At 34.5% G+C, this 14196-nt stretch carries 9 protein-coding genes and 2 pseudogenes; 3 read left to right on the top strand and 8 right to left on the bottom strand.

Annotated elements, in window-relative coordinates; translation table 11 throughout:
- Window positions 1-4: 4 nt before the first annotated feature.
- A complete protein-coding gene (locus tag ACQKMI_RS12850) occupies window positions 5-2467 on the bottom strand; it encodes an ABC transporter permease (RefSeq protein WP_427489442.1) in 2463 nt (820 codons plus the stop codon).
- Window positions 2436-3155 (bottom strand): ABC transporter ATP-binding protein, encoded by a 720-nt coding sequence (locus ACQKMI_RS12845; RefSeq protein ID WP_427489440.1) that lies wholly within the window; start codon window positions 3153-3155, stop codon window positions 2436-2438. The genes ACQKMI_RS12850 and ACQKMI_RS12845 overlap by 32 nt, the downstream gene beginning before the upstream one ends.
- Window positions 3156-3710: 555 nt before the next feature.
- On the opposite strand from ACQKMI_RS12845, the pseudogene ACQKMI_RS12840 reads away from it, so the two are divergent.
- Window positions 3711-3881, top strand: a pseudogene (locus ACQKMI_RS12840) (tyrosine-type recombinase/integrase); the annotation flags it as partial.
- A 646-nt stretch (window positions 3882-4527) separates the two neighbouring features.
- Here ACQKMI_RS12840 and ACQKMI_RS12835 read toward each other — a convergent pair.
- Window positions 4528-4890, bottom strand: coding sequence for a cyclic-phosphate processing receiver domain-containing protein (locus ACQKMI_RS12835; protein WP_427489438.1), 363 nt, complete (start codon window positions 4888-4890; stop codon window positions 4528-4530).
- Between the two features lie 758 nt (window positions 4891-5648).
- Window positions 5649-6518 carry a LysR family transcriptional regulator gene (locus ACQKMI_RS12830; RefSeq protein WP_427489436.1) on the bottom strand — a complete coding sequence of 290 codons (870 nt, stop codon included), beginning with the start codon at window positions 6516-6518 and terminating at the stop codon, window positions 5649-5651.
- Between the two features lie 91 nt (window positions 6519-6609).
- On the opposite strand from ACQKMI_RS12830, the gene ACQKMI_RS12825 reads away from it, so the two are divergent.
- Complete coding sequence (locus tag ACQKMI_RS12825) at window positions 6610-7797, top strand: MFS transporter (RefSeq protein ID WP_427489434.1); 1188 nt, start codon at window positions 6610-6612, stop codon at window positions 7795-7797.
- A 1190-nt stretch (window positions 7798-8987) separates the two neighbouring features.
- Here ACQKMI_RS12825 and ACQKMI_RS12820 read toward each other — a convergent pair.
- Entirely contained in the window at window positions 8988-9137 is a 150-nt protein-coding gene (locus ACQKMI_RS12820) for a hypothetical protein (RefSeq protein ID WP_427489432.1), read from the bottom strand.
- A gap of 420 nt (window positions 9138-9557) precedes the next feature.
- On the opposite strand from ACQKMI_RS12820, the pseudogene ACQKMI_RS12815 reads away from it, so the two are divergent.
- A pseudogene (locus tag ACQKMI_RS12815) lies at window positions 9558-10174 on the top strand (IS3 family transposase); the annotation flags it as partial.
- 78 nt (window positions 10175-10252) lie between these two features.
- On the opposite strand, the gene ald reads toward ACQKMI_RS12815, so the two are convergent.
- From ald to ACQKMI_RS12800, 3 genes are read right to left on the bottom strand one after another with little or no spacing between them, the layout of a single operon-like run.
- Window positions 10253-11398: an alanine dehydrogenase gene (ald, locus tag ACQKMI_RS12810; RefSeq protein ID WP_427489430.1), complete on the bottom strand. Its 1146-nt coding sequence runs from the start codon at window positions 11396-11398 to the stop codon at window positions 10253-10255.
- A gap of 23 nt (window positions 11399-11421) precedes the next feature.
- Window positions 11422-12846, bottom strand: a complete 1425-nt coding sequence (locus ACQKMI_RS12805; protein WP_427489428.1) for an aldehyde dehydrogenase family protein — start codon at window positions 12844-12846, stop codon at window positions 11422-11424.
- A gap of 22 nt (window positions 12847-12868) precedes the next feature.
- A complete protein-coding gene (locus tag ACQKMI_RS12800) occupies window positions 12869-14179 on the bottom strand; it encodes an aspartate aminotransferase family protein (RefSeq protein ID WP_370081327.1) in 1311 nt (436 codons plus the stop codon).
- Window positions 14180-14196 lie beyond the last annotated feature (17 nt).

Genomic DNA, 14196 nt, shown 5'->3' with positions numbered 1-14196 from the left:
TTGATCAACCTTCTTTAATTGAAGATAAAATATTTATTTTACTAGCAGTCATACTGGATATCCAAGAGGCAAGAAAACTTAGTAATAGACCAGCAATCAATGCAACTCCAATATTAGCAAGAGGCATATGGAAAGGTATGAAATCTCCTAAAAGCTTGGATTGACTAGTAACGTAAAGTAAAATCACACCTAATACTACACCCCCGATGACTCCTACTAAACCTATGAGTAACCCCTCACCAACTACCATCTTTCTTACTTGTTGTCTAGTAAATCCAAGTGCTCGCATTGTTCCAATCTCAGATGTTCGTTCAAATGTATTCATTAAAAGAGTATTAGCTGTGCCAATACTAGCTAAGCCAATAATTAGGAATAGCATAATTAATATTATTTCGTTCATACCAGATAACGCAGAAGTAGTTGATTTAATTTCATCTTCAATAGTTATAACTTTTGAAAGGTGTTCATTGAAATCTGTCCATAACTGATCTTGTAATTCCTCTCCGCTATATTTATCATTTAATGCTAGTAGCATATCAAAACTATTAGCCCAACCAAATTCATTATTTAAATGATCTTCATCCATAAAACCAACATATCCTGAATAATGTGAAGTATCTACAACATCAATGACTTCAAATTTTTGATTACCAGAAGGTGTATTTATGTGAATGTATTCCCCTACTTTACCACCCCATTCATCAAAAGCTCGCTTACCGAGCAGGATAGATGGTTTCTTTTGTAATTCCTCATATAACGATTCTTTTTCAATATCTTCAAATAATATAGGTCCCTTTTTACTTACGGCAAAAATAGAAAATTGTCTACTCTCATCATTCATTGTTTCCCATGTAATAGGTGTAGCTTCTGTTAGTGGAGTAACATTTGCTACAGAATCATAAGAAAATAGAGTTTCTATATCTTCACTAGACCAAGGGGCTTCCGATGTAACCCTTAGATCACCCCCAAATGTATTTCTAATATCACGTTCATACCCTTCAGGAGCAGTTTCTATAACAGAGCTTAACAATAAGATGACTGCTATTCCAATGGCAAGTATAGCAGAAGTATTGGCATTTCTATTTAATTGCTGTGTAAGGCTATGCGTAGCTAAAGTTCCTGAATAGCCAAAAAACATTTTGAAAATTGGTTTAAAGATCTTACTTATTCCTATTAACAAGAATGGAAACAGCAAAATAATACTTGCTAAAATAGCTAAATAGGAAATAAAATGATCAATAAATATAAAGGAAAGTAAGCCAACTCCTACAATACCTCTAAATAGATATTGTCTTTTCGACGATAATGTTTGAGTCGCCTCTTTTAATGTCAAGAGCACCGAAGTTTTCCCAGCATTGTAAATAGGAAATAAGGAGAAGATAATAGGAAATACAATTCCTATTACAATGGCTGTTATTGTAGGCATTTTCCAATTCAAAGTGTACACCGTATCAAATTCAAATACACTAAGCAAAGTTTGCATAAACATATCGCCAAGCCAAATCCCAATTGGAACCCCAATAGCCGTACCAATTAATGATAAAATGATTACTTCAATGAATACAAGTTTAGAAATAGAGCTTTGCAAATAACCAAAACTTTTCATTATTGCAAATTCCTTTTTTCTTTCCATAACACTTGTATAAATCATATTAAAGACAATGAATCCACTAATAAGCATAGATAAAACAGCAATTAAGTAAAAAAATGTGTAGAGACCCCCAATATCGTTACTTTGTAGATCATCTGCGACAACTGGTTGGATATATATATTTGAATTAGTAAATTCATTCTGTAAATCTTGAAAAAGTTTTTCACCATCTTCATTTGTTTGGAATCGTACATATGAAAGCTCATTATCCATACCTGTCCATTCTCTTAACAAATCAAGGGGAGCCATAATTCTAAAACTAGTTGATTCAGCACTTTCCCAATCACTAGGACTCGCAAGCAACTGTGTATACCCGACTATTGCCGAAACCTTAGCCTCTCCTAAATTGCTAAACCGAATAGTATCTCCAACACTTTTATTTAATAAATTTGCAACAGGCTCGGTTATAATTAGCCCTTCATTATCTAACTCTCCTTTTATAACTGGTAGTTTTAGTAAAGAACTATTCTGATCATTCACACCCGTAATTCGTACAGAACGTTGATTTTCCGATTTATCATCAAGATCAAAGAATACATGTTTATCAAGTGCAAGCAACGAGTCAGTAATGATTGGATTGTCTAAATGAGAGGAAACAGCCTCTTCTGAAAAGGTATGTTCATCACTTAAAAACCAATAATCAGCATTTGCTACATACATTTGTTCATAATAATTAAAAACATCATTTGTTGTTTTATCAGCAATTAACATGGAAGTTATAAAGGAAATGCCAATAATGATCCCAAGTAATGAAAAGAAAAATCTTTTTTTGCTTTCTATTATATTACGCCATGAAATTCGCCACATATTTAGCATAATCTTCATCCTTTCTAGAAATCACCTGATCGACAGTTCCATCTTTAAAAAGAATAATTCGATCTGCAAATCCAGCTGCGAAAATATCATGTGTAACCATGATTATTGTTTGATTGTAATCTCGATTAAATCTAGTCATTAACCCAAGAATGTCCTCGGCTGTATTTCTATCTAAATTACCTGTTGGCTCATCTGCCAATAATACGGCGGGGTTGCTAACTAGTGCTCTAGCTATAGCTACACGTTGCTGTTGCCCACCACTAAGCAAATTAACCTTCTTCTGCCCAAGTCCCTTTAAGCCAACAGAATCAAGTAATTCTAAAACTACTTGCTTTTTTTCCTTTGTTAAATTTCCGTCTGCATGAAGTGGAAAAGCTATATTTTCCTCCACATTTAAATTACTAAGTAATTGATAATTTTGGAAAACAAATCCAATATTCTGTCTACGAAATATTGTTCTTTTCTTTTCTGTCATCTTATTTAAATAATGTTGATTAATTATAATATCCCCTTCTGTAGGTATATCAAGACCACCTAACAATTGGAGTAATGTACTTTTTCCAGAGCCACTTGGACCCATAATAGCTACAAATTCACCTTTTTGAATTTGTAAACTAACATTTTTTAATACTTTAATTCTCTCTTGTCCTTGTAAAAATTCCTTTTTAAGATTTTCAACCTGAATCACTTTATCAAATCCCCCTAATATCTTTTATATTATTATATACTAAGTATATAATGATTCAAGATTTTATATTACATACGTTCTTAAAAAGTCTTGCTTTGCAATAAAAAAAATATTTTATAGATATATACTAAGTACTCATAGAACGGGATAAGAAAAAAGATATCTATAAATTCAGACATCTTCTGCTCGTCTACAATATGGTTCTTATTTAATCATATTTAGCTTAATCAAGCTAAAAAGTAGATGACAAAATTCCCTATCAAAATTTCTTATTGGTGGGGTTTTGGTAGGAAACTAGATTTTTAATTTAAAGATTATTGAACTCGAAACAAATTATCAATTTTACTTTCTATTATTTTGTCAAGATATTCATTAATTCCTCTTCCTTCTTCTAATAATAAGTAATGAACTTGTGTAGATTTCTCTAATCTTGAGCATCAAGGCGAAAAGCAGTTTATCTTCCCAAACAATAAAAATACTTTTTATAATAACTGCAAGTTAAACGCCTGGTTAAAATAATTCCAAACCCAACATGGTTTAAAGCTTGTTTCAGTTCACGGCTTACGCCACAGTTGTGCTTCTCGTATCTATTATCAAACGAAAGATATAAAATTCATTCAAAGTTTCTTAGGTCACACAAAAATAGCAACAACGATAGATACGTATATTCATTGCATTCCTGAATTATACAATCTATTAGATGAGCGATTTACTCATACAGCATAAATGTCGTTAGTTGAGTCTCAACCCGTGCCAAAGTACATCCGTATTTTGGCACTTTTTCTTTCTCTTTTTTAACAGGTATTCGCAATAACTAGTAGAATACCTTATTTGATTGCTATTGAGCACTCAATAATTTTGACGTATTGTGAAGTAATTAACACTTTCTATAAATGCCCATCCAACATCTAAATAATTCCCTTCCCAATCATCGTATCCATCATTCATGGTTAGATAAATATTTCGCTATGTTAGCCATCAAATTACTACAGTGACTAGAATTCTAATTCACCCTTCCTGTGCAAATCATTGTTTCTTAACATACATTTTACTAGGGCTAAATCACACATTATTGAGAACAAAATAATTAATAATTTAATTCAAAACAAAGTGGATTGAGAATATTCAAAAATCACGCTATAATTTGACTTAAAGAGAATATAAATAAGACTGTTTAGTGATGGTACACCAAACAATCTTAGCAACAAGCAGAATCGTTTCAAAGGCGATTAGCGAGCAAAAAGTAAACCACTACTCAGCTTTGGGGGCGAGGGCGGTTTATTTTTTTTTAGGTATTCGCAATAAGTAGTGGAATACCTTTTTTGATTGCTATTGAGCACGCAATATTTTTGATGAATTGTTTAGTATTACTTCATTTCGTATATTTATTTTCAGTAATAGGATAGTGATAAATTTCAATATCTGAATCAATGAAACCTCTTCGCTTTGCTCCATGCAGTGTTTGATACATATTCTCTCTACCAACAGGGTTGTCCGTATGAATATATATTTTGTTTGCCCGTAACCCTTTTTCACAAATATATTTTACTAAGTCATAACCTGTTGGCAATAGATTACCTTGTAGATCTTCTCCTAAATCGTGGTCAAGAGAAAGTGTGTCTACTTCGTGATTTTCAAGTAAGCGAATTGCTTCTTGAAACGTTCTTGCCACGACAAAACCAATAGGACAATCTCTTAAATCATCCACATAGAGATTTATTTTTTGTGTTCTCAAATTAATCACATCCTTAATGCACCGTTTGAGAATTATCAAGACCTAATTTAAAAAAAGATAGAAAAATTAAAGGGTTATATATATTAGTCATATCTAATATATATAACCTATTTTTCATTTACTAAAGCTCGTTTAGTTGAATAAGAAGGTGCAACTTTGAAATAAAGTATATCGCAAAAAAAATGGAATCATTTATAAAAGAGAAGAATCGGAATTTCCTATCTTTATAAAAAATGGACTTCGTTTTTTCTTGTGGATAAGGAGCCTATTAAGTGATAAAAAAGTTATTCCATTAAAGGGCCATTTTCTTGAGTAACACTTTAATGAAAATAATTATGGAGCAAAAAAATTGTGAAGATTTTCCCTTAAACTAAAGGGTTGTAAAGGGGGAAATCTAAATGGTTGAAAATGCTCAAACAAACAGTAATTCGGTAATTTCTTTAAACCTTGGTATTATTTAGATCCTAATACCATTTATCGGTTTTTTTTTGGTGGTTTAGGAGTTGTAGTTGCTAGAAAAGCGACAAAAGAAATTGTAGAAAAAAACCAAAGTGGTAGTAGATTAGCTACTTCCGGTTTAATTTGGTGGGAATTATCATTCAAATCTTTTTAGTACTCAGTATTCTCGTTTTCTATTCTTTAAGAATTGTAGGATATCTTATTAAACTAAAGGGCCAGTCCTGCCATGGTTTGGGCGTTCAAAGTGTTGCAAACCATGAATAGGATTGGCTTACTATGGGGAGTAGTTTAGTGTTTTATTAATAATTTCTATTTTTTGCCACATAAAGAAATTCCTTAACCGCAGGAGAGGCATTTGCAATTGATTGACAGGCAAGTGCTACTTCACGGCTGTTTTCAATATTTAGTTTGCTGATTTTTATGTTTTGCTGTGTCTTTAAAAATAATTCTGGACCTATCGTAACGCCAAGTCCTTCCTGTACCATATTAGCGATGGTTGTACAGTCGTGTACTTCAAAAAGAATAGATGGTTTAATTTGCGCTTCTGCAAATAATTCCTCAACATGTGATTGGTACATCCCTGTTGGCATAATAAAGGATTCATACATTAAATCATTCATTTCTACTATTTTTTTAGAATGAAATTGGTGATCAGGGTGATAAGCGACTACCATCTTGTCTTTAATCAAAGGAACCAAATCGAAGTTTGGGTTTGATTTTCCTTTTACTACAAATCCAATGTCAATAATGCCTGAACCTAACCATTCCGTAATCTCTTCATAGGTTCCTTCGTAAAATTTAAATTCTATTTTAGGATGCTTTTTCCGGAATTTTGCAAGTAATTTAGGCAATAAGCAGGAAGAAGCACTTGCAAAAGTGCCGATACGAATAATACCTGTTTCCAAGCTTGTCATAAGCGCAATTTCTTGATTAATGACTTCCACTCTTTTCAATATTTCTCTAATATGCGGGAGAATTTTTTGTCCTATATCTGTAAGTGTTATTCCTTTTTTTCGATCACGAATTAATAAAGAAACTCCCCATTCAGATTCTAAACTCGCAACTGCATGACTCACGGCAGATTGGGTCATATTTAATGTTTCAGCAGTTTCTGTAAAGCTTCCTAGCTCAACCACTTTTGCAATGATTTCGTAGCGCACAATAGTCATGAGTAATTACTCATCTCCTTTATTAAAAACATCAATTTTACTTATGTTAACATGGAACATAAAATAAAAACAGTAGTTCAAATATAAGGAGATGTACAAATTGAAAAATAATATGAATCAACTAATCATCATACTTTTAGCTTTAGGGGCTTTTGTAACAGGAACAGCAGAGTTTGTTGTTTCTGGAATTTTAGAACTGATTTCTTTTGAATTAGATATTTCAATTTCAATGGCTGGTCAGTTGATTACGATTTATTCTTTATCTTATGCTATTGGAGCTTTGATCTTGGTCATGCTAACGTCTAAATTGGATCGTAAAAAAGTACTTTTATATGCTATCTCTATATTTATTCTAGGGAATCTAGTTGCATTTTTTAGCTATAATTTTGTCTTTCTTATGTTATCTAGAGTCATTATGGCGATGAGTGGAGGGTTATACATTGTTGTTGCCACCAATTATGCTGCGCAAATTGCAGTTCCAGAAAAAAGAGGTAGTGCTATGGCAACAGTCATTACAGGTTTCACTGTTTCATTAGTACTTGGAGTACCTATCGGAACATTTTTAGCTGGACATTTTGATTGGCACTATATTTTCTTAATTATTGCGCTTAGCACAGTTTTTTTAATAATAGGACTTTACAAATTATTACCATCAATAAAAGGAAACCAACCGCTGCCATTTACACAACAGCTACAAATTATGAAAGATAAACGAGTCCTTACTGGTTTAATGACAACGATCTTTTGGATTTTAGGATATACGATGGTGTTCGCCTACATTGCTCCATTATTAAGTCATACTGCTGGTTTTTCTATAGAAATGACAAGTATCGCTTTATTTGTTTTAGGCACTTTTGCTTTTATTGGCTCACGCTTTGGAGGATATGCGGTAGACAGATGGGGACCTAATCGAACGATTTCATTAAGTTTATGTGTTCATATCATCTCTTTATTTGTACTAACATTTACACAGTATAGGGCAGTCGGTGTATTTGTCACACTAGCTTGTTGGGGAGTAGCAACTTGGACAACGACACCAGCAAAGCAGTTTTATCTGATTTCACTAAAACCACAATCCTCTGAAACAGTACTCAGTTTTAATACCGCCTTAATGAATGTTGGAATGATGCTAGGTTCTGCATTAGGAGGAATCATTATTCAGTATACAAATATAGTGAATTTAAGCTGGATTGGAGGATTATTCGGTATACTTGCACTTATTTTTATCAGATATTCTTTCTATTTAAATAGAAATTTTATGAAGAATCACCAATTTTAAGGATAAAAACACTCTCCAATACCAGCATTTCAAAAACTTGTTGAAGGTTTTGAAAGGGGAAATCATCACCCACCTTTGCAGTTGTGAAGGGAAAGGAAATGTATATTAGAACGAACGTACCGAATATCAAGTTCGCTGTGCATTTAACGCCTTTTGTATTGAAGAAGAGAACCATGCCGCATTTTATCCGAATGGAAAAAGATTCAGCAAGACAAATTTCCAAATGTGAATGACAAAAGCCAATTAATGTTTACAAACGAACAAAATGGTTTATTGCAGCAAACAATCCCTAGAAGATGGCTTCTGAAAATTATCGATAAATACAACTTACCTTACACACATGTCCACTCCTTTCGACATGTCCACTGCTCTTTGCTTTTCGAAGCGGATGCAAGTGTCAAAGAAGTACAGTAACGATTAGGACACACAGATGTGCAAACAACACTTAATATTTATACGCACTTATCAAAGAGTGCAAAAAACGAAACAATTAATAAATTTGTGGCGTACTTAAACTCATAAATTTGACCCAAAAGTAGCCAGATTTTTAGCCAGTTTCCTATAAAAACCCCAGAAAACTCAGTACAACTAAAAAAGAAAAAACCCTTGATTTACAAGGGTTTTGACCACTCTAGATAACTCTAGAAAATCACTGTATGGAGACGGCGGGAGTCGAACCCGCGTCCAGAAACTCCAATACTTCAGCTTCTACGCGTGTAGTTTGCCTATTTACGATTCACGTAACATTATGCCGACAAACAGGCGTTATATATATCAATTGATTACAAAATAAAAGAGAACCTACGATTCACTATAGGTTCTCTCAATAATTATTATTCCCACTAAATCGTCGCTGGTGGCTTAGAAGTAATATCATACAGCACGCTCACCAACCATTGAAATATAAGGGTTGTACGCTTTTTATCAAAACAGAAAAATCCGTTCAAATCATGTAATTCTTGTCCTCAATTGTAGCTGATGAACCCCCTGTTTACAACGTTATTATTTTGAATAATGGCTATGTCGTTTCAATGTCAAAATCAAATAGTGAGGAATGGATATCTGATGACGAGTTTTTTGTCACCGAATCTGAAATTTAGGAGAATAATAAACCCTATCATCAATTAAAAAAAGAACTTCGAATAAGAAAAACATAGGGAGATTTTAGTCTTCCTATGTTTTCATTCAAATTATTTATCTGTTTGCTCTTGCCTCTTTTTCAAATACTCCGCACGTATTTTTTCAAGTTGCTGCTTTTTATCAAATTTGGCAGGCTTGTGTTTTTCATGATACTTTGTCACAGCTGCCTTACCTTTGGTATCCAATTGATATTTCCCCACTTTGTTCACCTACTTTTCTTGTCTTTAAAGAGAATCTATTCAACAAATATACTATACCTTATTTTACTGAAGTAAACCTTATTACTTTATTAGTGTACTGCTAACCTTGCATATATCAGTAAAAACGTTAATAACTTAATGAAATAATTCATCGCCAAATGATATTCATTATACTTATCTTTACGACCTTGAATTTGCTGATTCATATTAAAATCATCAATTAACTCGCTAATTTTGACCCAAACAAAAGATTCCCTTATAGTTACTTGTCATAAATAACTAAAAGAGAGTCTTATTTTTAACATATGAATAGTTGTACGTTTATCACTGGTTGAGTGCTTAATAAATGCTTAATAAACTACGTTAGACATTGGTATGACTGTGTTTATCCCTAAAGGTTATCCACTTCGCTATAAAACATATTTTATGATTGAAAATGGTACGTCCTTAATCGAAACGGCAGCAATTTTTAAGATACCTGCCCCTTCAACAATTAGTGTTTGGAGAAAGCATTATGAAACTCAAGGATTAGATGCCCTTCAATCAAAAAAAAAGGGGTGCCCATCCATGAAAAAAGAATTCAATAAACAATCGAAACAAGCACTAGTTGAAGGCTCTACCGAAGCACTTGAAGCACGTATGAAACAACTAGAAATGGAAAATGGTAAAAAGTTGAATGCCTTAGTTCAAAACAAGGAAAAATCACCAAACAGGACAAAGCGCAAGTAGTCTATGAGTTAAGGCATAAATATCCGGTGAAAGCACTCGTAAAATTCGCTGGCATTCCACGAAGTACGTACTATGATTTAGTAAAACGTATGATTCGACCAGATCTAGATGCAGATTTAAAAGAGGAAATAAATGCGATTTATGAAGAACATGAAGGGCGTTATGGCTATCGCCGTATTCGTGACGAGCTAGCGAATCGTAGGCAAAAAGTGAATCATAAAAAAGTGCAACGTATCATGAAAGAACTGGGTTTAAAGTGTGTTGTACGTATGAAAAAATATAAATCCTATAAAGGAAACGTTGAAAAGAAGGTGAAAGCTTGGTAGATTACGTTCCCTACCAATTTTCACCTTCTTTTTATTTCAAATAACATTATTTCTCTTATTCTATTTAACTGCTAACGCCGAAGGTGAATCTGCTGCTAATTCTACTTGTAGATCCGTATATGGTAATCCATGTGCATCAGCTACCGCTTCATATACTATTTTTCCATTTACTACGTTTATCCCCTTCGCTAAAACAGGATTATCTAAAGCAGCTTGGCGGTAGCCTTTATTAGCTATTTGCAAACCGTATGGAACAGTTACATTTGACAAGCCCATTGTTGAGGTACGCGCGCAAGCACCTGGCATATTCGCAACTGCGTAATGCACAACACCGTATACTTCATAAGTAGGATTACTATGAGTAGTAATTCGATCAATTGTTTCAATAGAACCCCCTTGATCTACCGCTACATCCACTACAACAGACCCCTTTTGCATCGTTTGAATCATTTCTTTTGAAACTAATTGTGGTGCACGTGAACCTGGAATTAGCACAGCACCAATTAACAAATCTGCTGTTTTCACTGCTTCAGCGATATTGTAGGTATTTGATGCAAGTGTACGAACACGTCCTTGGAACATATCATCTATTTGACTTAAGCGTGTAATATTAACGTCTAAAATTGTTACGTTTGCACCTAATCCTACTGCCATTTTCGCAGCATTCGTCCCGACAACTCCAGCACCTACAATCACTACATTTCCAGGTGCAACACCAGGAATACCACCTAAGAGAACTCCTTTGCCTCCTTTGGAATTTTCTAAAAACTGCGCACCAATTTGTACAGACATTCGGCCTGCAACTTCACTCATTGGCGTTAACAACGGTAAGGCACCTGAATCTAATTGAATTGTTTCATAAGCAATTCCAATAACTTTACTTTCAAGCAAAGCTTTCGTTAATTCTGGCTCTGGAGCTAAATGTAGGTATGTGTAGAGAATTAGATTCTCTTTAAAATATTTGTACTCCTCCTGAATCGGCTCCTTCACTTTAATCACCATATCAACATCCCAAGCTTCCTTAGTCGATTTAGTAATTTGAGCGCCTACATCTAAATAATCTTGGTCTGTAAATCCACTACCTAGCCCTGCACTCGATTCAATTATTACTTCATGACCACCTTTTTTGTAAGCCACAACACCTGCTGGAGTAATCCCTACTCGATTTTCATTATTTTTTATTTCTTTAGGTACACCAATTATCATTATATTTCCTCCTACCTATTTTTTTATTTGTTTTGGTTTATAACTACAAGTTTCATTTCTGTCATTTCCTCAATTGCATACTTCAGCCCTTCTCTTCCCATACCACTTTCCTTTACGCCACCATATGGTAGATGATCTAAACGGAATGTAGGAATATCATTTATAATGACACCACCTACATGGAGTTTTTGCGTTGCCTGTAAAGCAACATGGATATTATCTGTATAAATACCAGCTTGCAAACCATATTTGGAGTCATTTACTTGATCAAATGCCTCTTGAATAGATGTAAACTTCATAATAGATACGATTGGTGCGAATACCTCCTGACAGGAAACCTTCTGTTCCGGTTTTACATTTAATAGTACGGTAGGTTGTAAGATATTCCCTTCAGATTTTCCACCAGTTGCAATAATTGCCCCTTGCCCCTTTGCTTCTTCAATCCAACTTAATGTTCGTTTTACATCTTGTGGACTAATTAAGGCTGAAACATCCGTTGTAGGATCTAGAGGATCACCAAGTTTCAACTCTTTTGTAGCTGCTACAAATTTATCTACAAACAAATCATACATTTTTTCGTGAACATAGATTCGTTGAACTGAAATACATACCTGCCCTTGGAATGCAAATGCACCGGAAACGACACGTGGAATTAATTTATCAATATTAACATTTTCATCGATAATAACAGCCGCATTAGAACCCAATTCAAGCGTTACTTTCTTAAGACCTGCTTGATTGCGTATGCCAATACCTACAGCGGGGCTACCTGTAAAAGAAATCTTTTTCACGCGATTATCCGTGACTAATTTGTTACCAATTAAAGAACCTGCACCAGTAACGATATTTAACGCACCCTTCGGTAATCCTGCCTCTACTAATAATTCACCAATAAAATAGGAAGTTAATGGTGTTTGACTTGCAGGTTTTAATACAACCGTGTTACCTGATGCTATTGCTGGCCCTACTTTATGAGCTACTAAATTCATTGGGAAATTAAAAGGTGTAATAGCTGCCACGATGCCTAATGGTTCACGAACCGTATAGGCAATGCGCCCGTCTCCACCAGGGGCAGCATCCACAGGAATTGTTTCTCCGTGTATTCGCTTTGCTTCTTCAGCAGCAAATTTATACGTTTGAATTGTACGCTGAACTTCAGCTTTGGCGGTTGAAATAGGCTTGGCTGCTTCTAGTGCTATTAGCTCTGCTGCTTCTTCAGCACGTGCTTCTAATAAAGAAGCTAATTTTTCAAGAATAATCGCACGCTTATACAAAGGCATATTCGCCATCGTTTTACGTGCAGCATCGGCAGCTACTAAAGCTGCTTCTACTTCCTCGACATTTGCCTTCGGTATTTCTGCGATGACCTCGCTACTATACGGAGAGCATAATTCTGTATACTCTGCTGCTTCCACCCAATCCCCATTGATAAATAAATTTTTCCTCATGATAATTACCTCTCCTTTCGTATTACAACTTATTTACCAATACCTGATTCTCTACTTCTTGAATCGCTTTTTCTAGAATATCTAATAAATCCCTTAACTCCTTTTGGCTTATTGATAATGGTGGTGAAAATACAACAATATCTTGAGCATCTAGTACAACAGAGCGACATATTAATCCCAACTTTGCTGCCTCTGTCACTATTTGCGGAGCGAGGAGTCTTCCTTCATAAGAGATTTCTATACCTGCCATTAAACCTAAACCTCTTGCATCTACAATAAATGGATACTTCGCTTGTAATACTTTTAACCCTGCTAATAGCTCTTGACCACGAATTTCTGCATTTGCTACTAAATTATCTTTCTCTATAATTTCAATGTTTTTCAACCCAACTGCACAGGCCATTGGATGACCACTATAAGTGTATCCATGCAATATAGTTCCTTCTGATAACTCAGAAAATTCTTGGTGTATTTTCTCTGAGATCATTACACCACCTAATTGTGCATATCCACTAGTAACACCTTTTGCAAAGCACATCATATCCGGTACTACATTAAAATGTTCCATTGCAAAGAACTTACCCGTCCTACCAAATCCTGTGATAACTTCATCAGTTATCATCAAAATACCGTACTCATTGCAAATTTCACGAATTTCTTTGAAATAATTATCTGGTGCAACATGCACTCCCCCTGCACCTTGTACTGGCTCGGTGATGAAAGCAGCTATTGTTTCTGGACCTTCAGTTTCAATCAAATCACGTAAAGCCTGTATGGAGAAATGATCTACGAATAGAAAATCCGGTGCATTAGAATTTGTAAAATCACGAAACCCTTTTAAACCCGTCGCACTTGTAGCACCGATTGCCACCCCGTGATAAGATCTCGATCTTGAGATAATCTTTTTTCGAGAAGTTTCCCCTTTTAATATCCAATAATGACGAGCCAATTTATAGGCGCTATCATTGGATTCGGAACCACCGGACGTAAAAAATGTAGTATTTAAATCACCAGGTGCTAATTCTGCTAACTTTTTTGCTAATAGAATAGCAGGTTCATTACTAAACGTTGCAAAACAAGAACTGAAGGCTAATTTATCCATTTGTTCCTTCGCTACTTCACCAAGTTCTGTTCTACCATGTCCGATATTTACATTCCAAAGTGAAGACATACCATCAATAACTTTTTTACCTGTAATATCATACAGATAAACACCTTTTCCTTCTGTAAAAATAAATGCCGGCCCATTTTCCGTCTTTACTGGTGAAGTAGGGTGTAGAAAATGCTTTTGGTCTAACACTTTAAGTTCTTCAACAGAATAATTTCTTTTCATAAAAATACATCCTCTCT

Origin of the sequence: Lysinibacillus sp. NPDC097214 (assembly GCF_050277945.1) — a bacterium.
Lineage (GTDB): Bacteria > Bacillota > Bacilli > Bacillales_A > Planococcaceae > Lysinibacillus > Lysinibacillus xylanilyticus_B.
This window is presented reverse-complemented; position numbering and strand designations above follow the sequence as displayed.